We start from the raw sequence: 23,457 nt of genomic DNA, 5'->3' as shown, positions 1-23,457 counted from the left end.
TTTCTGTCACGAAACGGTGAATTTTGAGCGCCTCGGCCGCTTGTTCTGCCTTGCAGAGAAAAACCGGCCTCCTTATATACCCCGCATCGGCTTGAACAGCATGACGTTCAGGCACCTTGAGTGAAACCATCCAAACGGGGGTTGCCAGGGAATGCCGGTTACCGGGTCCAGGCAGCCTGCTAAAAGGAGAGAAGTAGAATGGCAAAAGTTATTGGTATCGACCTCGGAACGACGAACTCCTGCGTAGCCGTGATGGACGGCAAGGACGCCAAGGTGATCGAAAACTCCGAAGGCGCCCGCACCACCCCTTCCATGGTGGCGTTTACGGAAGATGGCGAGCGTCTCGTAGGCCAGCCGGCCAAGCGCCAGGCCGTCACCAATCCTGAAAATACCGTTTTCGCGGTCAAGCGCCTGATCGGCCGCCGCCACGAGGATCCGACTGTCGAGAAGGATAAGGCGCTGGTCCCCTACAAGATCGTCAAGGCCGGCAATGGCGATGCCTGGGTCGAGGCCCGCGGCACCGGCTATTCGCCGTCGCAGATCTCCGCGATGATCCTTCAGAAGATGAAGGAAACCGCGGAAGCCTATCTTGGCGAAAAGGTCGAAAAGGCCGTCATCACGGTTCCGGCCTACTTCAACGACGCCCAGCGTCAGGCCACCAAGGATGCCGGCAAGATCGCCGGCCTCGAAGTGCTCCGCATCATCAACGAGCCCACCGCAGCTGCCCTTGCCTATGGCATGGACAAGCGCGACGGCAAGACGATTGCGGTCTACGACTTGGGCGGTGGTACCTTCGATATCTCGGTTCTCGAAATCGGGGACGGCGTCTTCGAAGTGAAATCGACCAACGGTGACACCTTCCTCGGCGGTGAAGACTTCGACATGCGCCTCGTCGAGTATCTCGCGGCCGAGTTCAAGAAGGAGCAGGGCATCGAGCTCAAGAACGACAAGCTCGCTCTGCAGCGCCTCAAGGAAGCTGCCGAAAAGGCCAAGATCGAGCTCTCGTCCTCGCAGCAGACCGAAATCAACCTGCCGTTCATCACGGCCGATGCGACCGGTCCGAAGCACCTGACGATGAAGCTGACCCGCTCCAAGTTCGAAAGCCTGGTCGACGACCTCGTGCAGCGCACTGTGGCACCCTGCAAGGCAGCGCTCAAGGATGCTGGCATCACGGCTGGCGAGATCGACGAAGTCGTCCTCGTCGGCGGCATGAGCCGCATGCCCAAGGTGCAGGAAGTCGTCAAGCAGCTCTTCGGCAAGGAACCCCACAAGGGCGTCAACCCGGATGAAGTCGTCGCCATGGGCGCCGCCATCCAGGCCGGCGTTCTGCAGGGCGACGTCAAGGACGTGCTGCTGCTCGACGTGACCCCGCTGTCGCTCGGTATCGAGACGCTCGGCGGTGTGTTCACCCGCCTGATCGACCGCAACACGACGATCCCGACCAAGAAGAGCCAGATCTTCTCGACCGCCGAAGACGCGCAGCAAGCGGTCACCATCCGCGTCGCCCAGGGCGAGCGCGAAATGGCCCAGGACAACAAGCTGCTCGGCCAGTTCGACCTCGTCGGCATCCCGCCCGCACCGCGCGGCGTGCCGCAGATCGAAGTGACCTTCGACATCGACGCCAACGGTATCGTCCAGGTTTCGGCCAAGGACAAGGGCACCGGCAAGGAGCATCAGATCCGCATTCAGGCTTCGGGCGGTCTATCCGATTCCGAGATCGAGAAGATGGTCAAGGACGCCGAGGCCAATGCCGAGTCCGATAAGAAGCGTCGCGAGGGCGTCGAAGCCAAGAACCAGGCCGAAAGCCTTGTTCATTCGACCGAGAAGTCGCTCAAGGACTTCGGCGACAAGGTCAGCCAGGCCGACCGCGATGCGATCACGACCGCGATCGAAGCCCTGAAGGCTGCGACCGAGTCTTCGGACATCGACGCCGACGACATCAAGGCCAAGACCCAGACGCTGATGGAAGCCTCCATGAAGCTTGGTCAGGCTATGTATGAGTCCCAGCAGGCCGAGGGTGGCGCTGCCGAGGGTGATGGGCCGGCGGATGACGACAACGTCGTCGATGCCGACTTCGAAGATGTCAGCGACGACAAGAAAAAGTCGGCCTAAGCGCTCTCATCGAATAGGCCTGCAAGTCTCTTGCAGGCCTTCTCAATTCACCCAATCTCTCCTTCCGTGCCGCATTGCCTGCCGATAATCCGGGAGAAGGCCAATGGCCGAAGGTGAGACGCGCAAAATTCAATGTACTCGCGTATTTCGCGTCGGTTAAGGAAAAATGGCGAAACCTGATTTCTATGAAACGCTCGGAGTGAGCAAGACCGCGGATGAAAAGGAGCTCAAGGGCGCCTTCCGCAAGCTTGCTATGAAATGGCATCCCGACAAGAATCCGGGCGATGCCTCCGCCGAGAAGAAGTTCAAGGAAATCAACGAGGCCTACGAGTTCCTCAAGGATCCGCAGAAGCGCGCCGCCTACGATCGGTTCGGCCATGCTGCTTTCGAGCAGGGTGGCGGCGCCGGCCCCGGGGGCGGCTTCCAGAATGCCGGCGGGTTCTCCGACATATTCGAGGACATTTTCGGCGAGATGATGGGCGGCCGCCGACGCGGCGGTGCCGGTGCGAGCCAGGGTCGCGAACGCGGCGAAGACCTCCGCTACAACATGGAAATCTCCCTTGAGGAGGCCTATTCCGGCAAGGTCGCGCAGATTCGCGTGCCGTCGTCGATCACTTGCGACGTCTGTTCGGGCTCCGGCGCCAAGCCGGGCACCAAGCCGACAAGCTGCGCCACCTGTCACGGCTCGGGCCGGGTCCGTGCCACCCAAGGGTTCTTCTCGATCGAGCGTACCTGCCCGACCTGCCAGGGGCGCGGCCAGACGATCTCCGATCCCTGCACCAAGTGCCACGGCCAGGGTCGCGTGACCGAGGAGCGTTCGCTCCAGGTTAACATCCCCGCCGGCATCGAGGACGGCACCCGCATCCGCCTGCAGGGCGAGGGCGAGGCCGGCCTGCGTGGTGGCCCGTCGGGCGACCTCTACATCTTCATGTCGGTCAAGCCGCACTCGTTCTACAAGCGCGACGGCGCCGATCTCTATTGCATGATCACCATCCCGATGGTGACGGCGGCTTTGGGCGGCAAGTTCGAGATTTCGACGCTCGACGGGACCAAGTCGCGCGTGACTGTGCCCGAGGGTACGCCAACCGGCAAGCAGTTCCGGCTCAAGGCTAAGGGCATGCCGGTGCTGCGCTCGCATCAGCAGGGCGACCTTTACGTCCAGATCGCGGTAGAGACTCCACAGAAGCTCACCAAGCGCCAGCGCGAATTGCTAGAAGAGTTCCAGAAGCTTTCATCCAAGGAGAACAACCCGGAATCGACCGGTTTCTTCGCCAAGATGAAGGATTTCTTCGATACGCTGAGCGATTGATGCCGCTGACCGATTAAGCCCGGGCCCTCTGGGCAGCAAGAGGGTAGTGTCCTGCGCTCTCGACTTTCGATGTCGTCTGAAGCGACTGCAGGACCGGCACCGGCAACTTCAGCGCCGTTTCGCGGATGACATTGACGACCGCTTCATGTGCCGCTGCCGGCGTTATGTTGTGGTCGGCATCCTGCAGGCGCGTCAGAGACGCATCTTTGAAACGCCGCAGGCCGCGGAAGTCGCGACCGAAATAAAACGCCATCTGCTCGAGGCTCACATCGCGTTCGCTGCAGATGAAGCGTATCGCAGTGCCCCGCGCGTTGATGTCGTCCATCATCGCCCGGCACTGCCGGCGCAGGCGGGTGACCTTCGAGAGCGATCCCATGACTGGCGCGACCCGATTGACAAGGCGCCGGTAGAACTGGGTTCCCAGGCTCTTCGCCACGCCTATCACATCGACTTCGCCCGCCAGGATGCGTTCGAAGGTCCGGGCGCTCACGGCGAGGTGGCGATAGGTTGCAATTGAGCGCGGACCGACCCGGATTGCCACTTCGACATCCTCGCCAGCGTCCCAGATGAAACGCAACGGATTGATGATAACGCTGCCGGTGATCCTGCTGTCTCTCCGCGTCGCATGCAGCGCGGCAAATGCGCCGCTGCAACGGCCAACAATGACAATGGAGGTCTCGCCACGCTGGGCGAGCATATCGATCGCGGACTGGATGTCGGCCTGCTGTCCGTCGTCGTATAGCACCTGTGACCGGGCGCCCGTTCGCAGACGGCTGTCACCGATATTGCCCATGTCGAATCGCAAGGACGCCACGCCGGAGTCGGCCAGCACCTGCGCCGAGCGCGTCCATTGATAGGCCCAGCCGGAATGGTGATCGTAGCCCGAATTGAGGAAGACGACGATTGGCGAGGCTGCCCTATGCACAGGATGCGTCAGGACACCGAAGAGACCATGGCCGAATATGATCGGCTCCTCGCAGTGGCCTTCGCCTTCAGTCATAATGCGCTCGGGCGGCGCGACGGAGTGGGAAGCCACGCCAGGTGATGTCGCAGTCAGATCACGGCACCACCGGACGATGGTCTCGATCATTTCCTCGGGCTGTATCGCGAGTGTCGGGTTGTCCATCACCTCGTCGTAACGATCGAAGTCGGCGCGATCGACCTTCGCGCCGCGCCGCGCGAGCAGGTCGGCGAGAGCTGTATCCTGCGGCTGGGAAGGTCTCCCGATCACGAGTGCCGGAAGAGGTGTTCCGAATTCGGCGGTCATGAGATCAATCGTCTTCAATTCAGCCGCGACTGCGACTGGCATGTTGATCCCGCCGATCGAGACTCCTGCGGGTCGCTGATCTGCATTGAGGCCCAACCCTTCATCGACCACGTTTGCGGCAAGGGCGATTTCGCGCAAATAGCGCCGGCCGCTGATGACGGGAGCAGCAAGAACGAGTCCCTCGACATCCTGGCGCCGAGCGCCTGCGAGCATTGCGATTGTCGCACCGATCCCGACGCCGGCAAAGACGATCCTGTCGAGGCCACAGGTCTCCTTCAACCGGTTGGCGGCACCAAGAGCAGCGCCAATCCAAGCCTCCAGACCATCGGCCGGAGCTGCAATGGCATCGGCGGTGCCGGGATAGTCGAAGCGGATTGTCGACATCCCCGCAGCTGCCAGACGGGAGGCGATCTGGAAGAACATCTTCCGGGACGAAAGCTCATGGATGCCCCAGGCGCTGCAGAGCACAACGCCGGTGCCGCCGTGTCGCGCCGAAGCGGCATGATGGAGCAGGCCGAAACCGTCGCCCAGCTTGACGGGGATCATGAATGGTTCGGAGTCAAATGTGGTCATGCGGCTTTGACCTCACCCTTGCGGCGTGGAGTTATCAACTGGAGGATCTTCACCGCCAGTGCGGCGAGTGGGCCGGGTAGGGCGGATCCAAGATTGTAGGACAGCATTTCGACGTCATCGGCCGGTATGGCCGAGGTCAGGCGAAGGCAGATCGGATAGGCCAGCCCCGCGGCGATGACTGCGACGAACATTCCGAGGACGCCGCCCAGCACCTGCATCACGACATAGGCGACCAAGGCGCACATAGCGGCACTCAGCGCGATCTTGATCAGATCCAGCAGCGGTGGCGCCATGGAGAGCTTGCGCCAGCAATAGTTGGTCAGCAGCGCGAGCCAGGCAGTGTGTATGACCGCGCGGACGATCGCGGCACCGACCGAACCGCCCGAGGGAACGACGAGTGCGAGCAGAATGACCATCAGGACCGCCAGAGCCGGCGTTGCCCAGGTGAAGAAGTTGCTATGTTCGCGCGCCGAGATCATGGTCGAAGGAAGGATCGTCAGTGCAGTTATGCTGGCGGTTGCCAGGAGGATCGTTGCCGACGGCACGGCCTCCGAAAAGTCGGCGCCAAAAAGAAATGGTAGCAATTCCGACATGATCACCGCCCCGCCGAAGCAGATTGGCAGCACGAAAAGCCCAACCCAGCGATTGGCCCTTTTGTAGGAACGTTCGAGCTGCGCGACGTCGTTATTGTCGTGGTGTCGGCCGAAATAGGGCAGCAGGGCGTTTGACATTTGCTCGGGCAACTGGATGACCAGGCCAGCCAGCGTCATGCCGACGGCGAAGAAGCCGACATCGGCCACCTCATGGTTATAGGCCAGGAAGACGAATTCGATGCGAGTCCAGATGAAAAGGCCGATCGTTGCGGAAAACCAGGTGTTGCGGCCGAAAGCGCGCATGGCCGGTGTCACGGAAACCGACGGCTCTGCCGGACCGGAGACATATTTCCGGAGTGCGAGCGCCGAGGGGAGATAGCGCATCATCTGGCCGAGAATGGCGCCGGCCGGTCCAAACAAGTAGGCGCCCACAAAAACCGCAGGCAACTGCATCAGGCAGCCCTGCATGACCTGACGCGCCGAACCGGAAAAATCGCGGACACCGCGCGCGGCGCCGAGCGACAGGGATGAGAAGGCGAAGATCAGATAGAAGACGGCCGTCGCGCACCAGACCGCCCACATTTCCCGGTCGCCGGTACTCCACTCATAACTCGCCCAGGCAAGCATGCCGAATGTCGCAGCGAAGGCCGCGATGGAGAAGGGCCTGAGCAGCTTGCGCGCGAGACCGTTGGCCGTGGGGGCATCGTCCGCCACGCCCATGTAGCGCAACAGGGTATTCTGAATGCCAAGCCCGGCAACCGTCGCTGCGGTGCTGCCGAACCAGATGGCGAAAGCAACGAGGCCCGTGCCATGCGCGCCCAGCAGGCGCGCGGCCGCAACATTGGCCGCGAAGCCGAACACCAGGGAGACTACGCCCGAGATGGTGCTGATGACGGAGGCTGTCAGCAGGTTTGCCATGGTTAGCCTCCCTTCAAATCAGCTCGAGGGCACGGATTGGACATTGTATTGCTTCCTGGGTCGCGATCAAAAATGACCTGCTTCCGGCGCGTGAGACGGCCGGTGTTTTGCGTTCACCAGCAAGCCTTGCGACCAATGTTATTACGAATTCCTTAAACGAACTTTTACCGGCGCCAAGAGCCTGTAACTGGCCGGAAAAAATACGAAAACCGTATCAACACCGCCGGGCTTGGTCCCATTTTGGCACGATATTTATGCCAGTATGGCGATTGGGTTACCGAAGCCAGTGGCCATGGCCCGGTGCAGGCCGCTCAAGCGGGTGGCGAGCGCCGCGGCGCTCTGCGGCGCGTAGCCGACATCGATGCGCGGCAACAATTGCGGATGCTGGAGGTGCTGGGGGAAGAGATGGCCGTGCCGCGTGGTGAAGCTCGCGCGAAAGCCTGCCTTGGCCGCCGCAGCCGCCTCGCGCTCACCGCATGCTCCGGGCGTGCCGTAGGGATAAGCGAGATAATCGACCGGCCGGTCGAGCAGAGCTTCGAGATAGGCCTTGTTGCCTTCGAATTCCGCCAGCAGATCTTGCTCGGTCAGACTCGTGAGGAAACGATGGCTCTTGGTGTGCGCACCGATCGTCACCAGCGGGTGGCCGGCCATCTGGCGCAGTTCGTCTACTGTCATGGCATAGCGATTGACAAGGTCCGGTATGCTGATGCCTTGGGCCTCGAAGAGTGGCGCTAGGCTGTCTGCATGCGCCTGGCTCTCGCCGATCCAGGAGGTCACGTGCCGCATGGTCGAGAGCTTGCTGGCCAGGTCTGCGCATTCGAACTGGCGGCCCATCGGCACGATGTCGACGGAATCGCTTTGCAGTATCCAGGCGCGAAGGGCGAGCCACCAGGCATAGACATCCCGTGTGATCATGCCTGTCGGTGTAAACAACGTCATTGGCGCATTGAGCCGTTCCAATATGGGAAGGGCATTGGTGAGGTTGTCGCGATAGGCGTCATCGAAAGTCAAGAGCGCGAATGGCTCTGAACTGGTATCGCCAAGGCGCCGGAGACCCTCATCGATGGTTACGATTTCGCGATTTGCCGCCCGCAATGCGAGAATGATCCGCTCCAGCTGGGCTGCATCGCAGCCGGTTCTGAGTTCGGCATCGACATCGGCATGGACTTCGTGGAACATCACGACAATGCCTGCGCCGCGATAGGCCCGGCCCAGGGCGTTGCCGACGGGTGTGCGGTATGCGATCTCTTCGAAAAGCCGAACCGACTTTCTTTTGGCGATCGTGGCCAGCCGACCCGGTATCGCAGATGGTCCGTCCTGTTGGAGATTGCGCAGCAAGTTCCGAAGATTGTCCGCCAAGAAGGAGGATGGCATGGCAAGCCCGTCCCAAGTTCGTAACCGTTTGAGATACTCCGCTATACGAAATAGAAAGAAATAATTCCTTAAGAGAGGATGGAGTGATCTTGGGACAGCCGATGATAGAGCCGTTAGTTTCCGTCGTGGTTCCGTGTTTCAACACGAAGGACTGCGCTGCCAGTGCGATTAACAGTGCCCTTGAGCAGGTCGATGTGCCGGTTGAGGTGATCGTCGTCGACGATGGTTCGTCAGATGGTACACCCGACATGGTGCGCGCGACTTTCGCTGGCGAAGAACGCGTACGGCTTTTCGAGATGCCCGCCAATGGCGGACCGTCTGCTGCGCGCAATGCTGGATTCAAACTGGCGCGCGGAGCATGGACAGCCTTGCTCGATTCGGATGACCTCTGGCGCGAGAACCGTCTGCAGCGACTGCTGAAGCATGATCATGAAGCAGACTTCATCGCCGACAATCTGATGAGCTACGACGCTGGCGCGGCCAGGGAGACGGGACCGGTCTACACCGACCTCTCCGACAAGTTCCTCACGCTCACGGATTTCCTGCTGCCGTCGCTGCCTGATCGCCATGATTTCGGTTACCTCCAGCCGGTCATTCGCACGGACTTTCTCCGCCGTCACCGCATCAGCTATCGTGAGGACGTACGGGCGGGCGAAGATCTCCTGCTGAACCTCAGGATCATGGTCGAGGGTGGTCGGGCCTACTATGTGAACGAACCCCTCTACATCTATACGACGCCCGTGGGCGCTGCGAGTCGCAGCGCTTCGCCGCATTCGCGGAGTTCGGCCGACACGCGCCCCCTCACCAACGCGCTCGAACAATTCCGCGTTGAGTTCGAGTCGCGGTTCAGCGACGAGGAGCAGCGGGCGTTCGATCTACGTCTCGCCCATCTCCGCGCCAACCGCGCGATCGGTGGCTTCCACCGTGCCAAGGCCAAGGGCGACCATGTTGAAATGATCAAGCTGATGCTCACAGAGCCAAGCATCTGGCGCAAGGCAGCGGAGCGGTTGCTGGGCAAATCCTAGCGGAACACCATTCATCGTAGAGGCGCGACCGCCCGCGTTTCGCCAGCGATATTTTACCCGATCTTAAGCTGGTCACCGTATTCCGAAGGATACCCTAACGGAGCTAGGCCGCCTTGAAAGTCGTCCTCATCGTCACATCGCCCGGAGATTCGATGTGCGGCGTCGCCGACTACAGTTATCGGCTCGCGGACGCGCTCAAGCAGCTCGGCGTCGAAGTCGTGATGGAGGAGCCTTCCACCTGGTCGCTCGATGCGGCGCGCGCCCTTCGCAACCGGCATGGAGGCGATCCGGATGCGGTCTTCCATCTGCAATATCCGTCGCTGACCATGGGCAATTCGCTGTCGCCTGCCGCGCTGCCTTTTCTGCTGCCGCGGCTTTTCGCGACGCTGCATGAATTCCGCGTGTTCAGCTTCCCACGCAAGGCGCTCTTCGCGTCTCATAGTCTCTTCGCCCGCAAGATCGTCTTCTCGAACGGCACGGAACGCGACATTTTCCAGCGCTGGTACCCCTGGTCCGGCTCGCGGCTCGAAGTCATTCCGATCGGCAACAACATCACCCGCATCGGTGGCCGCATGCCCGGCCCGGAGCGGCTCGTCTATTTCGGACAGATCTCGCGCAACAAGGGTGTCGAACTCTTTCTCGAGACGGCAGGCCTGCTGCGCGCTGCAGGCAACCCGATCGAGATCCGCATGGTCGGCGCAATGACGGATAGCGACCCAGATTTCCAGTCCCTGGTGCTGAGTTCGGTCGAGCAGCACGGGATCGTCAAGCGCCTGAGCCTGCCGGCTGACGAGGTCTCGGCGGAACTCAATGCCGCGAGTCTCGCGCTCATGCCTTTCCCGGACGGCGTCTCGGATAAGCGCGGCTCGGCGCTCGCGGCCCTCGATCACGGTGTGACCGTGCTTACCACGCACTCCGCGACGACGCCCGGTTGGCTGAGGGCAGTGACCCATCCCGTTGCATCAGCCAGCGACGCGGCTGGTGCGATAACAGGCTTGCTTGACGGTTCACGCCAGCGACACAAGGCTGCGGAATTGCTGGAACAGGAAATGCTGGCCCGCGACTGGCGCGAAATCGCCCGCCGCCACCTCGCACTCTATCGCAACGCCTAGCGCGCCAGCGCCTCTCGATAGAGCGCCAGATAGCGTTCAGCCGCGCCGGCCCAGGAATAGTCCGAGGAAGTTTCCATCAGCCTGTCGCGGAGCCTGTCATCCGCTGAAAGGGTCGCATATGCCGCCTCGATCGCTGACGCGGCCCTTTCGGAATGTGCGAAATCGGTGAGGCGGATATCGGAATGACGGCTTGCCAGGTTCCGATAAGCCGTGTTGCGCTCGAGCACCGGCACCAGTCCGGCACTCATCGCCTCGATTGCGACCAGGCCGAAGCCCTCATATTCCGACGCGGAGGCGAAGATCGAGGCGCGGCCGAGCAGTTTGCCGATCGCGGCGTTATCGAGCCCGATGCGCAACATGGCGTTACCCGACAGGCCACGATCGGCGATGATCATTTCAAGATCCGCCACGCTTAAGTCCGACGGCACGCCGATGATGTCGAGATGCCAGGCGGGATCGCGCTTGGACAGCTCTCCCAGCGTATCGACCAGGCGTTCGAGCCGCTTGTTGACCGAGAAGCGGCCGATCGTGACGATCCGCTTGCGCGGCCCGGGCGAGGATGCGCCGGCGAATTTCTCGGTATCGGTGCCATTCTCGATCATGACAGTCCGGCGAGGCGCGATCTTCGCGAATGTGTCGAGGTCGGACTGGCTGCAGCCGACCACGGCCCGGAAGCGCGACGCCGAAAAGCGGGTGAGCGTCTGAAACCAGATCTTCTTGATCGACGCGAAACGCTGGGTGTGGAAGAAGCCGCCATGGGTGGTGGCAATCATCCTTCGGCCGTGGATCGGCCGCGTCAACGCCAGGAAATCGAAGAAGAAATCTATCGCATGGACGTGAACAAGGTCTGCGTCGCGGATATGCAGCAAAACGGACGGCGCAACGGGATAGCGCGTCGATCCGCGCCAGGAGATACGAACGACCTCGATCCCGTCGATCGTCTCCCGTTCGGGCAGCAGCCGTTCGCGATCGGAAAAGAGCGAATTCAGCGTGACCACACGCACGCGATAGCCGGCCTGCAGCGAATGACGCGCCAGATTATAGACGACGTCCTCGAGCCCGCCGCGATTGGGCAGGAACTGGCGCACGACATGGACGATAAGGGGCGCGTTCAAGGGCACCGCGCCTTCGGCGAGCATCGCGTGATCGATCGGCTTCATGGGTGTGCCCGTCACTTCGAACCTGTTTCCTCAAGCATCTAGCGACGAAGCCCTCATTCCGCAGTTAACTCGCGCCCGCTGGGCGCTGGTTTCCCGCGGGATGGTAAATGATTTCTCTTCATTTTAGCTGCAATCGGGGTGCGATGGTTACCGGTCGTTAACCATAGTTTGAAAGATTGGGGTAACTTCTTCGCATTGCGAAATGCTTTGGGGTCTCTCTTCGCCTGCCGGACTTCCCGGCGGGACCGGAAGGCTGGTCATGGGCATCGATATCTTCCAACTGCCAGGCATCTTGCTGAGGCGCTGGCTCTATGTCGTCATCACCGCGCTCGTCTGCATGGGCCTCGCGGCGGGCTTCGTCGTTCTGCGCAAGCCGACCTTCACCGCGACGACGGATATTCTCATCGATCCACAGGGTCTTTCCGCCCGGCCCGCCGATCCGACGACCGTTGCGGTCGGCAATCAGGACTCGTCGACGCTCGAAAGCCAGATCTTCATCGTCCAGTCGCGCGAAGTACTCAATCCTGTCGTCAAGACGCTCAACCTCGCATCCGATCGCTATCTTAACCCAACCGGCGTGGCGGACAAGGAACTGGCAACCGTCGCCGTGGTGGCCGCGCTTCAGAAGAACATGACCATTGTGCGCGGCGGACAATCCTTTGTGCTGACGCTGACGGTCAAGCATCGCGATATGACGATGGCGGCGAAGATCGCCAACACCATTGCCGAAGTCTACCTCAAGCGCCTGCACGAGGCGCGCTCCGATGCCTCGACGCGAGCGAGTGGCGCCTTCGAACTCCAGGCGCGTGACCTGGCAGACAAGGTCCGCCGGGCGGAGGAGGAGCTCGAAAAATTCAAGGAGGCGAACAATCTCGTTTCCACGGGTCCGCAGCAGAACCTCGTGATCGACCAGCAGGTCGAGGGCGTCAACCGCCAGCTCATTGCAGCCCGCGCGGATCTCGAGCTAAAACGCGCCAACTATAACCAGGTCAAGGGCCTCACGGTCGGCTCGATCGAGGGAGGTGGGATTCCCGAGGCGCTCGCCTCGACATCCGTCAGCGCGATGCGCGGCCGCTATGCCGATCTGATGGCTCGGGCCGACCAGCTTGCCGCCACGCTCGGCTCCAGCCATCCGCAGATGCAGTCGGCCCGCTCTCAGGCCGCCGGCCTCAGGCAGGAAATGGAGGACGAACTCGCCCGCATCCGCCAGTCCATGAAGGGTGCGATGGAGCGCGCAGACGCCAATGCCGAGGCGCTTCAGCGCCGGCTCGACTCGCTCACTGCATCGAGCCACGATACGAGCGAGGCCGGCATCAAGGCACGCCAGCTGCAGAGCCAGGTCGAGGCACTACGTGCGCTCTACAAGACGCTGCTGACCCGGGCGAGCGAACTCGGTCAACGCGACACCGTCAACATCAACAATTCCCGCATCATCTCCAAGGCCGTGCCCGGCGGCGGCTCGTCCTTCATGATGAAGATCATCATCATCGCGGCGGGCGCGATGTTCGGCGTGGCGCTCGGCAGCGGCCTTGCGGTGCTGCGCGAAATCATCGCCCGGATGATGTGGGGGCAGGGCAGGACTGCGGCGACCGACCCGGCATCGGCAACGAATGAAACCGTCGAGGCGGCGCCGGTCCCGCAGCCTCAGCCACGCGAACTGCCCGTCATTGCGCATATTCCGGCCGCCCAGGCGAGCCAGCGTCGCTTCTCGCTCTCCGGCCGCAAGTTTGTCGAGAACGGCGATGTCGCGCGCAAGACCCAGATCGGCGTCTCCCGCACCGTCGACACGCTGCTGCGGCATTCTGTCAATGATACCCCGTCGATGATCGTCTTCATCTCGCCCGACAATGACAATACCGGCGGCTACCTGCTGCCTGATGTCGCCGGAGCCTTGAACCGGCTCGACAAGGAGGTGCTGTTCTCGGGCGGCGAGGGCGGGCGCGATGCCAGCGCGGCCGAAGCGCCACTCGGCGACAAGTTGAAATTCAACCGGCTTTCGCGCGCTGCCGCGCGGAGGGTGCGGGGTGCTGCGCCTACTTTCTCCAATTTTGCCGGCCAGCGCCGAAAGGCCGACTTCATCATCATCGACGCCAACGGCGAGGAGGCTCGACACCATCTTGCCGAACTGCTGGAGCGTGCCAGCGGCATCCTGCTGTTCGCCCGCGAGGGCGACGAAGGCCATCTCGGCGAACTCGTGGACTCGCTCTCGCCGTGGCGCGACCGGATGCTGGGCACGATCAAGCTTGGCACAGCGGCCTGAGGAGACGGTCATGGCCGTCGCCAGCGTCGAACGCCTCCAAGGAACCGACGAGACCTTCGTCTCCGGATTGCTTCGCTTTTGCGCGATATCGAGCGTCATGGGCGGGCTGGTCTTCAATTTCCTCCTCTGCTTCGTCAACACTCGGGTCATGGCCGTCCGGGACAGCCATGTGATGATGATGGAACTCGCGATCATCGGCGCCGCCTTCCTGGTGGCCGCCGATCGACGGGCGGGCCTCTATCTCGTTCTCGGAATCTTCACGACCTACATGCTCTTCTTGTTCACGCTGCGCGGCCAGAACGACATCAAGGCTCTGCGCGACATCTTCATTCCCGTGGTCTTCTTTGCGATGGGTTCGCGCCTGCGCGACATCCAGCTCGCCGACCGGCTGGTTATCTGGTCCGTCGTCATCGTGCTGATCTTCGCGTGCTTCGAGTATTTCTTCCTCCCCGTCTATCTCGATTGGTTCAACGTGCTGGGTTACTACATCTCGCGTGGCACCGTGACCCTCGCGGACAGCTATGGCGTGACGAAGGGCCTGTTCATCTCCGGCAACCGTCCGGAGCCGCGTTCCATCTTCGCGTTCCTCGGGCAACACCGCGTGTCCTCGGTGTTTCTCGAGCCGGTTTCGATGGGAAATTTCGGAGCGATCATCTTCGCCTGGGCGATGTTCCGGCGCGGATGGGCCGGGCTCTGGTTTCTGTTCCCGGCGGCGATCACCATGACGATCTTCGCCGATGCCCGCTTCGGCCTCTTCACCTGCATTCTCATGGCCGTGCTGTCGCCGTTTTTCCGTATCATTCCGCGTACGGTCTGGCTGGTAATGCCGATCTTCTTCCTGGCGGTGATCGGCGCCTATGGTCTCGCCACCGGCACGCAAGGAGGGGACAACAGCTTCTCGGGCCGCATCGAGGCCACCGCCGCCATAATCAGCAAACTGCCAGTCGGCGTGGTGCTCGGAGTCGAGGCCACGACCGGCTTCACCGCCGATTCCGGCATGGCCTACACCTTGACCAAATTCGGCCTCATCGGCTTTGCCGCACTCTGGGCGCTCTTCGTCTTCCAGCCGCTCCGTTCAGCCCGCGCCTGGAACCTTCATTCGATGATGATCCTCTACATAGTGCTCATCATGGTAATCTCGAACTCGTTCTTCTCGATCAAGACGGCGGCGTTGATGTGGTTCATCACAGGAACCGCTGCCGCCGCGAACCTGCCGCGTAGCCGGTCGCTCTGGGACATGCTGGCGCCCGCGCCTCAGCCGCCGTCGAGCGACTCGCAACGGCTGCCCTCGGCCGACAAGTCACGCAGCGCCGGCATCAGCCCCTGAAGCTGTGGACGATCGCCGTCCTTGGTCGGCTGGATGTTGAGCGGCTCGTCCGGTGACCACCAGTCGCCCGCTACCCAATAGGTCCAGCCGGTCCAGACATCCTTGTTGCGCTCGACGACATCGACCATGCCCTGGATCGCCGCGACGCAGGATTTGTCCTTGGGCGCGCCGAATTCCCCCAGCATGCCGCGATAGCCGTTCGACTTCAGCCAGTCGGTAAAGGCGTCGACGGCCGCGACCGCATCCGCGGCACGCGAACAATTGCCCTTTGTGCCTGAAAAGTCGTCGTCGAAATATTGATGGACCTCGAAAGCGAAGTTGTTGCCGGGATCGTGGAAATTCTTGAGTGCGACCCCATTCGGCTCGCCGTCAACCGGCTTCAGCCAGCTATGCGCACCGCTCCAGGCGGTACCGGGCACGAGGATCAGGTTCTTCGCGCCAGCCTTGTTGCGGATCGCGTCCGTCGCTGCATTGGCCGCATCCACCCATTGCGCGACCGGCATCGTGTTCGGCTCGTTCATCAGCCCGAGCACAACCTGGTCGTCATTGGCATAGAGTTTGGCAAGGCGCGCCCAGAAGTCGGCAAGCGCTTCCTTCGGCACGGCGTCCGATCCCACGACCAGCTCATTGTAGCGGGCATAGTTGTGCGGATCGAGGATCGTCTTCATGCCGCGAGCGCGGATCAGTTCGACAGTTTCCATGAGACGGGAAAGTTCGGCGTCATCCAGCGGACCCATCAGCTTCGGCTGCAGCCGCTCCCAGCGGAACGGCAGCCGTATCGTGTTGAATCCTTTGCCGGCGAAATAATCGAGCGTGTTGATCGATGGCCAGACGTAGTCCTTGTCGACCTTGCCACCCAGCGCACCGAATTCGGCACCCGAAATGTTGATGCCGCGGAAGCATGCAGTCGTAGCCGACAGGACAGGCTGCGCCGTCATGGAAGCGATCGTAAAAGCCGTGAAGGCAGCGAGGACTCTTCGCTTCATGATTTCCTCACAGATGAATCACGCTGGATGACCCCAGCTGCCGGATCTCGCCCTCGATCCGATCCGGCTTTTCGCCAAATGGATGAAGACGGACAAGTTTCTGCTGGCTGGGCGCGAGATGGAACCAGTTATCGTCGGGCAGATAGCCCGGGGCCGCGATGCTGACGGATTGTGCCAGTCGATCCGTCGACAGCATGATGAAGGCGCCCTCCGCATCTTCGCCGATTTCTGCAACCATCGTCGCGGCATGCATCGCCGCCGCCCGTCCGCGGGGAAAGTGGAACGCCGATGCGATCTCGTCATTGCCGATCATCAACCGGCCCACTGTGACATCATGCGCCGGCGGACCGAAGCGGAAGGCATAGGTCGTATCGAAAAAGGCGCCGAACAACTCGGTCGCGGCGAGGCTGATTTCGCCCCGCGGCTGGAGCACCACGTCCTTCTTCCCGGAAACGATAGGCTGGCTTCCTTCACGGAGTGCCACAATCTCGATCGTCAACGAAAGCGCTTCCGACGTCTCGTTGATCGCATGGACATAGAGCCCGTTCGTGCCTTCGTCGGAGAAGACCAACTGCACCGGCCGGAAGGCGCGACGCAGGCCATACCAGACCGGTTTCGGCAATCCGGTCGAGTCGATCACGCCCCAGCCGGGGCCGGGCAGCAGGTCCTGCAGGGTCCAGACAAGTGCGCCGGCACAGGTCGAGCCGGGTCGGCGCCATTCGGCATAGGTGGCTTCCGTGACTTCGGCTGTGACGGCGCGAGAGAAATCTAGATAGCGCGCAGGATCCTCTCGCCGCAGGCGCGCCGGGTCGACGCCGTAGAGACCCTGCAGATAGTGGTCCCTGACATCCTCGAAATCCCACGACGCACCGCGGTCGCGCGGCACGCGCGCCTTCCAGTCCGGATGGTGCACCGGTGGCACGGCGAGATGGGCGTCGAGCGTAACCTGCTCCGGCACCTGCGCAAAAGCGAGGCTTTCGGCCGAGAAACGCACTTCCGCCCGGCGTGCATCCTCGAGCGGCCGGCAATAGGCGCCGACGCCATAATAGTGGGTGATCCCCTCATTCGGCGAAAACGGCATTGCGCCGCCGAACGGCGTGTTGGGCACATAGATGACATCCGGCCGCAGCGCCTCGTAGATCGAAGGCAGGATTTCCTCCGTCACCGGACCAGTCCAGGCGCGGGCCGGCAGGCCCATCATCGCCGCCTGCTGATAGATTTCCGAGCCGCCGCAGAGGACGGTGAGCGAGGGCGATCCCTGCATCGCGCCAAGCAAATCCTCCGCCTCACGCCGAACCAGCGCGGCGAAATCCGCGTCGGCGGCGGGATAATCGAAATTGGCGAACATGAAGTCCTGCCAGACCATGATGCCGAGTTCGTCGCAGAGATCGAAGAAGTCGCGCGACTCGTAGGCCATGGTCCCGCCGATGCGGATCATGTTCATGCCGGCGTCGCGCGCCAGCCTGAGCCAATGCTCATAGCCATTCCGCCCGCCCGGCAAGTTGACGATATCAGCCGTGGTCCAGACGGCACCTCGGCAGAAGACCGGTACTCCGTTGATTGCGATGCCGAAGCCGCGGCCATCGGGACCGCGGTCGAGCGCGATATTTCGGAAACCGACCCGGCCGAGCGGCAATTGGCGACCATCGACGACAAGCGACAGCGGATAGAGCTTCGGCGTGCCATGCGTATGCGGCCACCACGGCGTGACGGCCCCAATAGTCATCGAGGCGCTCAGCCTGTCTTCCGCCGACAGGGTAACAGGCGTCATGGCCTCACCGCAGAGAATGCGGAGATCCGTCGCCCGGCCCGAGAAGCGGAAGGAGAGATCGAGCAACCCATCGCCCTCGGGCGAGAGCGAGGCACTGATCCTGATATCATCGAGCTCTACGCCGCCGTCGCGCAGCAGATGCACCGGCCGCCAAGGGCCTACGGCATGAATTTCGGGACACCAGCCCGGCATGTGGCCGAGCAGGGTCGCGCGCACCATCCGCATGCCCGGCGGCGTGATCATCTGCGGCCGCCATTTGGCGCGCGGACCGGCCGCCTTGAGATGCGGCGCCAGCGCCCGGAAGGCAATGGCGAGCGTGTCATTGCCAGCGAGCGTTACCGGCACATCATGCGTCACAAACTGGCTTCGGCTGTCGAGGACGCGATGTCCGTTGAGATAGACCTCTGCGATGGTCGCTAGGCCCTCGAAGATCAGTCGGGCAGGGCCGGGCGCTTCGCCGCCAAGGTCGAGGAGATACCAGAAGTCCCGTGTCTCAAGCGGCATCGGGGCGGTACGGTCAAACCGCCCTGCTGCCTCCAGCGCCTGCGCCACGGTGCCTGGAACGGGAGCCGCAATACGCTTCTGCACGGCCGGAATATCGACAGGCGAGCCAAACTGGCCGGCATCCGACACGACCATCTGCCAGCCGCTGTTGAGCGGCCGGTCGCCCCTGTTGCCGAGACCTCGGAAGATTGCCATTGCCTTGCGCCCTCATGACGAAGCCCCCGAAGGGGCTGCGTTCATTGGTCTAGTCTGACCTGAATCAGTTGTTGGCTTTACGCATCACGCCACTGAGTTGGTCCCATGCTTCGACTGCGGGATCAAGCCCTTGGGCGAGCGTGTCGAACTTCCGCCGGGTCACGGCGCGGGCGAGCTGGAACTGAACACTCTTGGCTGTCTCGGCGATCCTAAGCGAAGCGGCGATTGCATCGCTGAACTCGCTCGCACCCATCCAGTCGAGATGTGTCGCGAGCAGTTCGAAATTGGCGCCGAGCTGGCGGAGGGTGTTGAAGGCATATTTGTGGAAGAAACCGAACGGCCGGTCCGCCACCATGCTCACCTGTTCCGGCAGCACCTTGGCGAAGGCCGCAACCGGGTTGGCCATCGGCATGCGGCGAAGATGTCGGCTGAGCAGCAACCGCGCCTCTTCCCTCATGGATGCAGCGCTCGGCACCTGTTCCGGAAGCTTGGCGAATTCCGTATAGGGCAGGAAGGGCGCCGAGCCCTCAGGATAGAGCCGCCCGAACAGGCCGTCGAAATCGTCGCCGGCCAACCGGTAATAGCCGCCATTGTGGAAGTAATCGATCTCCCTGTCCTTCTCGGACAGGCGATTGATCGCCACGGTCGTCTTGCCATGCTCGGTCTTGTAGGCCACGCCCTGGGTGTCGGGCATGAAGAACGAATCCATCTCGACCAGGCAGAGCCGGCCGCGATCGATCTGCTGGGCGATATGATCCTCGACCCGGTCGAAGATCGCGAGCTCCGTCACGCGGATGCCGTAGAGGCTTTCGAGGTCCTCCAACGGCACCTTGAAGAAAGTGAACTGGTCACCCTCGAAATCCTGGGTCAGCGTGAAGCCCAGCATCGCCTCGGGCGGCAGGCCCATGGCGTTGAGCACCTCGATCCAGAGATCGACATAGCAATTGGTCTCCGGCCAGATGCGCTCGCTCGAATGCAGCGCATGCGGCCGGTAGCCGTCGGGCCGGAGGGCAGGAAAGACTGCGGTCATATGCTCAGCCCCAGAGAGCCTTGCGGACATATTCGGGCCAAACCTTAACGTCGAGACCGTGATGGGCGAAGAGTGCCAGCGCGATGCGCTCGAGGCCGAAGCCAACGCAAGCCGTGTGCGCGACACTGCCATCGGCGAGGTTGAGGCCCCATTTGGTGCCGAACGCGTCCTGATGGTAGTTGAAGCTCATGCAGGCGGTCGGATTGGCGGTCGAATTCACCGGGATCAGCAGCTCGAACTTCAGGTTCTGGTCGCGCTGGTTGTTGGCCAGCAGGCGGCCGGCGCGGCCGAAGAACGGGTCGTTGGCGATGTCAAGCTCGACCGGCAGGCCGAGATCGGCAAGCATCTTGGTGCCGCGATCCATCCATGTCTGGCGGAAATCGGTGACATGGGCTTCGGTGCCCATGCAGACATATTCACGCATGCGGAACATCTGCTGGCGCGTTGGCTCCTTCGAGGGCTCGTGGCGGAAGCAGTAGGATTGCAGGTCGAAGAGGCCGCCGGTCATGGCAATCGGGCCGCGCTTGGCAACGGTCGGATAGAGCGGATAGCAGGCTGCAGGCGTCAGCGCGATGTCGGTCGCCTTCTGCTCCTTCGTCCAGTCCTTGCCTTCCTCCATGCATTGCAGGAGGCCGATATGGTCATGGTCGTTGCCGCAGAAGGAGTGAACGGTACCGGCGAGCTGCGGGAAGCTCTTCATGTAACCGCTTTTCTCGAAAAAGCTCATCGCCATGCCGGGCGGGAAGCGGATGGCTTCGGCACCATCGGCGCCGCCAACCTTGTCGATCAGCCGCTCGAAAGCTGCGATCACGTCCTCGAACTGGCCCGAACGACCATAGAGTCCGTCGACGCCAGTCTCGATCAGCAGCCCGGCATCGAAGAGCCGGTCGAGAAGGGAAACCTGCATATCCATGATGACTACCCCAGAAGGCTCGTGTCCTGTTTGTGGATCAGGAGCATGGTTGATGTGTTGCCGAGAATGCGGTCGTTGGAGATCATGAGCTGGGCCGAATGCGCATCGCGCAGGTGCCGACCGAGGCTGAACGGCGTGCCGTTCTTGTAGCCCATGATGCCGCAGATCAGCATGGCATGGTTGATGATGGTGAGGATCGTCTCGGAGGAAGCGATCTTGACGTTGTTCATCGCCACGGCGAAGGCGACCGAGGAGAGCTTCTCTTCATCATGCTTGGCGTCTTCATAGGCCTTCACAGCCGCGACGACATTGGATTTCATCATCTGCAGCAGGTTCGAGACCTCGGCGAGACGGATCGCACCCGGCGGAACCGTGCCTGGCGACTTGCGCGCTGCGGCGCGAACGAAGGCCTGCGCACGGCTTACCGCGTCCACCGCGATGCCGTACCAGACGCCGCTCCACAGGATGTGGCTGTTGGCGAGCATCGACTGTGCCGCAATCTCGGCGAAGGGCTTGGGGAAGATTTGCGCCGCCGGCGCCTCGCCGGTGAACAGGAAGCCCTCGGAGCAGGTGCCACGCATGCCGAGCGTGTCCCAGTCCTGCGTCTTGACGAGAGAATACTGATCGCGTGTGAAGGCGGTCATCACCTGGTCGCTCGGGGCCGCGTCCTTATGGGCACGCGACGTGATCAGGATCGCGTCTGCATTCTGCCCGTAGGAAATCACTGTAGCGTCCTTGGTCAGGCGGCAGATGCCGTCCTCGACCTCGATCGCGCAGATCGAGTTACGGAGATTGCCGCCAATGCCTGCCTCGGTCGTGGCAGAACCGAACAGCAGCTGTTCGGACACGACGCGCCGCATGAAGCCGCGATGCCATTCGGTGTCGATGCCGTGCTCCACCAGGCTCGAAAGCTTGATGTGATGCATGGCGAAGACCATGGCCGAGGAAGCGCAGGCCTGGCCGATGATCGAGCAGAGTTCGGCGAGTTCGCCGGTGCGGGCGCCTTCGCCGCCGAGCTCGGTCGGCACCTGGATGGAAAGCAGCCGCTCCGCCTTCATGGCGTCCACGGCCTCTTGCGGGAAGCGGCCGACGCGGTCGACCTCATCGGCATAGACTTTCGCGACCGTCGCCACGCGTGCGGCACGGTCCGTCAGGCTGCCGACAGCCAGATTGACGGGGATGTTCATCAGGCGACCTTCCTGTCTTCCGTGATGGACGTGACGGTGCGCGCGATCGCGTCGATGCTCTGGAAGGACTTTCGGTTCAACAGGCTATCGGGGAATTCGATGTCGAAATGCTCCTCGATCGCCAGCATCAGCTGAACGGACGCAAAGGAAGAGAGGCCAGCAGCATAGAGGTCGGCGCCGCCGTCTAGGCCAGCAACATCGGCCTGCAGGCCGGCATGCTTCTTGAGCAGTTCGCGAATGGTCTCGTTCATCCCCGTTTCCTTTCCATAAGGATTGTTTTCCGTGCGTTCATGCCGGATTGGCACAGACCATAGCGGTAACTGGATAAGGTTTGGCTAAACGAGGTGGTTAAGATTGCCTCTTTATGATCGCTCAAATCCGAACGAAATCAGGCATTTGCGGTGGTCTCAATTGCCCTTGAACGTCATCGGAACCGAGACGGGGTAGGACTTGAGGCCGGTCTCTGGCGGAAGGGCCGGGAAGGGGCTGGCGCGGCGGACAATATCAAGCGCACCCTGGTCGATCGCCGGCTTGCCGGAACTCTTCCTTACTCTCAGGTTAACGACGTTGCCATTGGCGGAAATGGTGAAGCTGACGATGACGGTACCCTTGGCGGCGACGCGCACGCGCTTCTTCGCCCGCTCCAGCTTGCGCTGCACGAGACCCTTGTAGTTCGAGGTCGAGGCGTTACCCTTGATCTTCTTTTTGGAATTGCCCTGCGAAGCGTCCTGGCTGTCGCCGGCCTTCTTGTCGGCCTTGCTGCTGCCCTTGTTGGAGTCGGTTTCGGCGTTGCCCTCGCGTGCCTTGGTTTTCTTCCGTTCCTTCTTCTCGACCTGTTTTGGTTTTTCCTTCTTGACGACGGGTTTCGGCTGTTCTTGCTGGACGGCAGGTTTTTCCACCGGCTTGTCGACAGGCTTGACCTCGGCAACTTTCTGCACGACGCGCGGCTTGGAGACGGGATGCTTGAGCGGCTGGGCGAGCTTCTTTTCAGGCTCCGGCGTCTTCTCTTCCACCGGCGTGATCAGGATCGGTGGCGGATTGCCGGGCAGCGGTTTGATTTCTGTCTCTCGGAGGATCTGCTGAGCGGCCGCTTCGATCTGGAAGCTCGATGGCTCCGTCGTCGACAGCACTTCCGGCTGATCTGTGGCCACGGGCTGCTCGATCGGCTTTTCAATTGGCTTCTCGACAGGCTTTTCCACAGGTTCCGCAAGCTTAGCCTGCTCGACCGGTTTGGGCTCTTCGATCGGCTTCACCGGCTCGACGACTTCCTTCTTCGGTTCTTCTTTCGACGTCTCGACGGCCTCTTCCTTGCCGTCCCGTTCTTCCTGCTTGACCCGCGTGGTTACCTCGGAATCGGTCTCGCTGAAGAATTCGACTGCGATGACGGTCTCGCCTTCGAGCAGCGCATCGTCATTCGGCAGCTTGATCGTCGCATAGCCGATGGAGATGGCCGCGGCGGCATGAAGGAAGACGGATAATCCAAAGCCCGAGCGCAGCAATTTCTGGCCGAGCGATAGCGTGGGCGCACCGCCGTCCTGTGCCACGTCGGGCACGTCATCATGGGTCGGCTCGTGGCCAGCCGGGTTATCCGGATATCCGCCAATGCCGGCGTCAGCCCCCATATAGGGCGATATGCCGTCATCCTTGGCAAAGGAACATGGTGGTACATCCTTGAATGCATGCTCCAAGCCCGCACGTGCACGATCGTTCGAATTGGCGGGCCGAAACCGCAATTCGTTGATCGAGACGATCTGGGGACCGGGAGACGCCATGTCGGGTGTCAACCCTTCCCTGTCCCGTTCGTCGTCGTCGGGATCACGGCACACTCCTTGAAGAATTTA

General features: G+C 61.9%; 17 protein-coding genes. 6 read left to right on the top strand and 11 right to left on the bottom strand.

From position 1 onward, the window contains the following. Positions 1-198: 198 nt before the first annotated feature. Together dnaK and dnaJ are read left to right on the top strand one after the other, a co-directional pair. Complete coding sequence (gene dnaK, locus AC2YI2_RS02320; protein ID WP_487384804.1) at positions 199-2,112, top strand: molecular chaperone DnaK; 1,914 nt, start codon at positions 199-201, stop codon at positions 2,110-2,112. 166 nt (positions 2,113-2,278) lie between these two features. Beyond that, positions 2,279-3,421, top strand: a complete 1,143-nt coding sequence (dnaJ, locus tag AC2YI2_RS02315) for a molecular chaperone DnaJ (protein ID WP_487384803.1) — start codon at positions 2,279-2,281, stop codon at positions 3,419-3,421. A 13-nt stretch (positions 3,422-3,434) separates the two neighbouring features. Here the strand turns inward: dnaJ and AC2YI2_RS02310 are convergent, their stop codons facing one another. From AC2YI2_RS02310 to AC2YI2_RS02300, 3 genes are all read right to left on the bottom strand, one after another. Beyond that, on the bottom strand, positions 3,435-5,261 hold the full coding sequence (locus tag AC2YI2_RS02310) for a hypothetical protein (protein WP_487384802.1): 1,827 nt from the start codon (positions 5,259-5,261) through the stop codon (positions 3,435-3,437). Beyond that, positions 5,258-6,772 (bottom strand): lipopolysaccharide biosynthesis protein, encoded by a 1,515-nt coding sequence (locus AC2YI2_RS02305; protein ID WP_487384801.1) that lies wholly within the window; start codon positions 6,770-6,772, stop codon positions 5,258-5,260. The genes AC2YI2_RS02310 and AC2YI2_RS02305 overlap by 4 nt, the downstream gene beginning before the upstream one ends. A gap of 252 nt (positions 6,773-7,024) precedes the next feature. Continuing rightward, positions 7,025-8,146, bottom strand: a complete 1,122-nt coding sequence (locus AC2YI2_RS02300) for a polysaccharide deacetylase family protein (protein WP_487384800.1) — start codon at positions 8,144-8,146, stop codon at positions 7,025-7,027. A 101-nt stretch (positions 8,147-8,247) separates the two neighbouring features. Here AC2YI2_RS02300 and AC2YI2_RS02295 point away from each other — a divergent pair, with 101 nt between their 5' ends. After that, complete coding sequence (locus AC2YI2_RS02295) at positions 8,248-9,171, top strand: glycosyltransferase family 2 protein (protein WP_487384799.1); 924 nt, start codon at positions 8,248-8,250, stop codon at positions 9,169-9,171. Positions 9,172-9,284: 113 nt separating this feature from the next. Continuing rightward, on the top strand, positions 9,285-10,283 hold the full coding sequence (locus AC2YI2_RS02290; RefSeq protein ID WP_487384798.1) for a glycosyltransferase: 999 nt from the start codon (positions 9,285-9,287) through the stop codon (positions 10,281-10,283). On the opposite strand, the gene AC2YI2_RS02285 is transcribed toward AC2YI2_RS02290, so the two are convergent. Further along, on the bottom strand, positions 10,280-11,443 hold the full coding sequence (locus AC2YI2_RS02285; protein WP_487385276.1) for a glycosyltransferase family 4 protein: 1,164 nt from the start codon (positions 11,441-11,443) through the stop codon (positions 10,280-10,282). The genes AC2YI2_RS02290 and AC2YI2_RS02285 overlap by 4 nt on opposite strands. A gap of 259 nt (positions 11,444-11,702) precedes the next feature. Here AC2YI2_RS02285 and AC2YI2_RS02280 point away from each other — a divergent pair, with 259 nt between their 5' ends. Next, positions 11,703-13,703 carry a GumC family protein gene (locus AC2YI2_RS02280; RefSeq protein WP_487384797.1) on the top strand — a complete coding sequence of 667 codons (2,001 nt, stop codon included), beginning with the start codon at positions 11,703-11,705 and terminating at the stop codon, positions 13,701-13,703. Between the two features lie 10 nt (positions 13,704-13,713). After that, positions 13,714-15,030 carry a UDP-phosphate alpha N-acetylglucosaminyltransferase gene (locus AC2YI2_RS02275; protein ID WP_487384796.1) on the top strand — a complete coding sequence of 439 codons (1,317 nt, stop codon included), beginning with the start codon at positions 13,714-13,716 and terminating at the stop codon, positions 15,028-15,030. On the opposite strand, the gene AC2YI2_RS02270 is transcribed toward AC2YI2_RS02275, so the two are convergent. The 7 genes from AC2YI2_RS02270 to AC2YI2_RS02240 all read right to left on the bottom strand — a co-directional run bounded on the left by AC2YI2_RS02270 (position 14,958) and on the right by AC2YI2_RS02240 (position 23,388). Next, a complete protein-coding gene (locus tag AC2YI2_RS02270) occupies positions 14,958-16,016 on the bottom strand; it encodes a glycoside hydrolase family 5 protein (RefSeq protein ID WP_487384795.1) in 1,059 nt (352 codons plus the stop codon). The two genes, AC2YI2_RS02275 and AC2YI2_RS02270, sit on opposite strands and share 73 nt — an antisense overlap. Positions 16,017-16,023: 7 nt before the next feature. Beyond that, entirely contained in the window at positions 16,024-18,486 is a 2,463-nt protein-coding gene (locus tag AC2YI2_RS02265; protein WP_487384794.1) for a glycoside hydrolase family 2 protein, read from the bottom strand. Between the two features lie 64 nt (positions 18,487-18,550). Then, positions 18,551-19,516 carry a DUF1839 family protein gene (locus tag AC2YI2_RS02260; RefSeq protein WP_487384793.1) on the bottom strand — a complete coding sequence of 322 codons (966 nt, stop codon included), beginning with the start codon at positions 19,514-19,516 and terminating at the stop codon, positions 18,551-18,553. A 4-nt stretch (positions 19,517-19,520) separates the two neighbouring features. Beyond that, a complete protein-coding gene (locus AC2YI2_RS02255; RefSeq protein ID WP_487384792.1) occupies positions 19,521-20,429 on the bottom strand; it encodes an amino acid--[acyl-carrier-protein] ligase in 909 nt (302 codons plus the stop codon). Positions 20,430-20,434: 5 nt separating this feature from the next. Further along, positions 20,435-21,616, bottom strand: a complete 1,182-nt coding sequence (locus AC2YI2_RS02250) for an acyl-CoA dehydrogenase family protein (protein WP_487384791.1) — start codon at positions 21,614-21,616, stop codon at positions 20,435-20,437. Continuing rightward, on the bottom strand, positions 21,616-21,867 hold the full coding sequence (locus AC2YI2_RS02245) for an acyl carrier protein (RefSeq protein ID WP_487384790.1): 252 nt from the start codon (positions 21,865-21,867) through the stop codon (positions 21,616-21,618). Before AC2YI2_RS02245 ends, AC2YI2_RS02250 begins: the two co-directional genes overlap by 1 nt. A gap of 156 nt (positions 21,868-22,023) precedes the next feature. Then, complete coding sequence (locus tag AC2YI2_RS02240) at positions 22,024-23,388, bottom strand: energy transducer TonB family protein (protein ID WP_487384789.1); 1,365 nt, start codon at positions 23,386-23,388, stop codon at positions 22,024-22,026. Between the last annotated feature and the right edge of the window lie 69 nt (positions 23,389-23,457).

This window comes from Rhizobium sp. SRI_017 (assembly GCF_057586295.1).
The sequence above is the reverse complement of the archived record's forward strand: the minus strand, read 5'-3'. Positions and strand labels throughout refer to the sequence as shown.

Bases quoted from the DNA above. Each gene is read 5' to 3' on its own strand.
- dnaK (WP_487384804.1), top strand. From the start codon at position 199: ATGGCAAAAGTTATTGGTATCGACCTCGGAACGACGAACTCCTGCGTA.
- dnaJ (WP_487384803.1), top strand. From the start codon at position 2,279: ATGGCGAAACCTGATTTCTATGAAACGCTCGGAGTGAGCAAGACCGCG.
- AC2YI2_RS02310 (WP_487384802.1), bottom strand. From the start codon at position 5,261: ATGACCACATTTGACTCCGAACCATTCATGATCCCCGTCAAGCTGGGC.
- AC2YI2_RS02305 (WP_487384801.1), bottom strand. From the start codon at position 6,772: ATGGCAAACCTGCTGACAGCCTCCGTCATCAGCACCATCTCGGGCGTA.
- AC2YI2_RS02300 (WP_487384800.1), bottom strand. From the start codon at position 8,146: ATGCCATCCTCCTTCTTGGCGGACAATCTTCGGAACTTGCTGCGCAAT.
- AC2YI2_RS02295 (WP_487384799.1), top strand. From the start codon at position 8,248: ATGATAGAGCCGTTAGTTTCCGTCGTGGTTCCGTGTTTCAACACGAAG.
- AC2YI2_RS02285 (WP_487385276.1), bottom strand. From the start codon at position 11,443: ATGAAGCCGATCGATCACGCGATGCTCGCCGAAGGCGCGGTGCCCTTG.
- AC2YI2_RS02280 (WP_487384797.1), top strand. From the start codon at position 11,703: ATGGGCATCGATATCTTCCAACTGCCAGGCATCTTGCTGAGGCGCTGG.
- AC2YI2_RS02275 (WP_487384796.1), top strand. From the start codon at position 13,714: ATGGCCGTCGCCAGCGTCGAACGCCTCCAAGGAACCGACGAGACCTTC.
- AC2YI2_RS02270 (WP_487384795.1), bottom strand. From the start codon at position 16,016: ATGAAGCGAAGAGTCCTCGCTGCCTTCACGGCTTTTACGATCGCTTCC.
- AC2YI2_RS02265 (WP_487384794.1), bottom strand. From the start codon at position 18,486: ATGGCAATCTTCCGAGGTCTCGGCAACAGGGGCGACCGGCCGCTCAAC.
- AC2YI2_RS02260 (WP_487384793.1), bottom strand. From the start codon at position 19,516: ATGACCGCAGTCTTTCCTGCCCTCCGGCCCGACGGCTACCGGCCGCAT.
- AC2YI2_RS02255 (WP_487384792.1), bottom strand. From the start codon at position 20,429: ATGGATATGCAGGTTTCCCTTCTCGACCGGCTCTTCGATGCCGGGCTG.
- AC2YI2_RS02250 (WP_487384791.1), bottom strand. From the start codon at position 21,616: ATGAACATCCCCGTCAATCTGGCTGTCGGCAGCCTGACGGACCGTGCC.
- AC2YI2_RS02245 (WP_487384790.1), bottom strand. From the start codon at position 21,867: ATGAACGAGACCATTCGCGAACTGCTCAAGAAGCATGCCGGCCTGCAG.
- AC2YI2_RS02240 (WP_487384789.1), bottom strand. From the start codon at position 23,388: ATGGCGTCTCCCGGTCCCCAGATCGTCTCGATCAACGAATTGCGGTTT.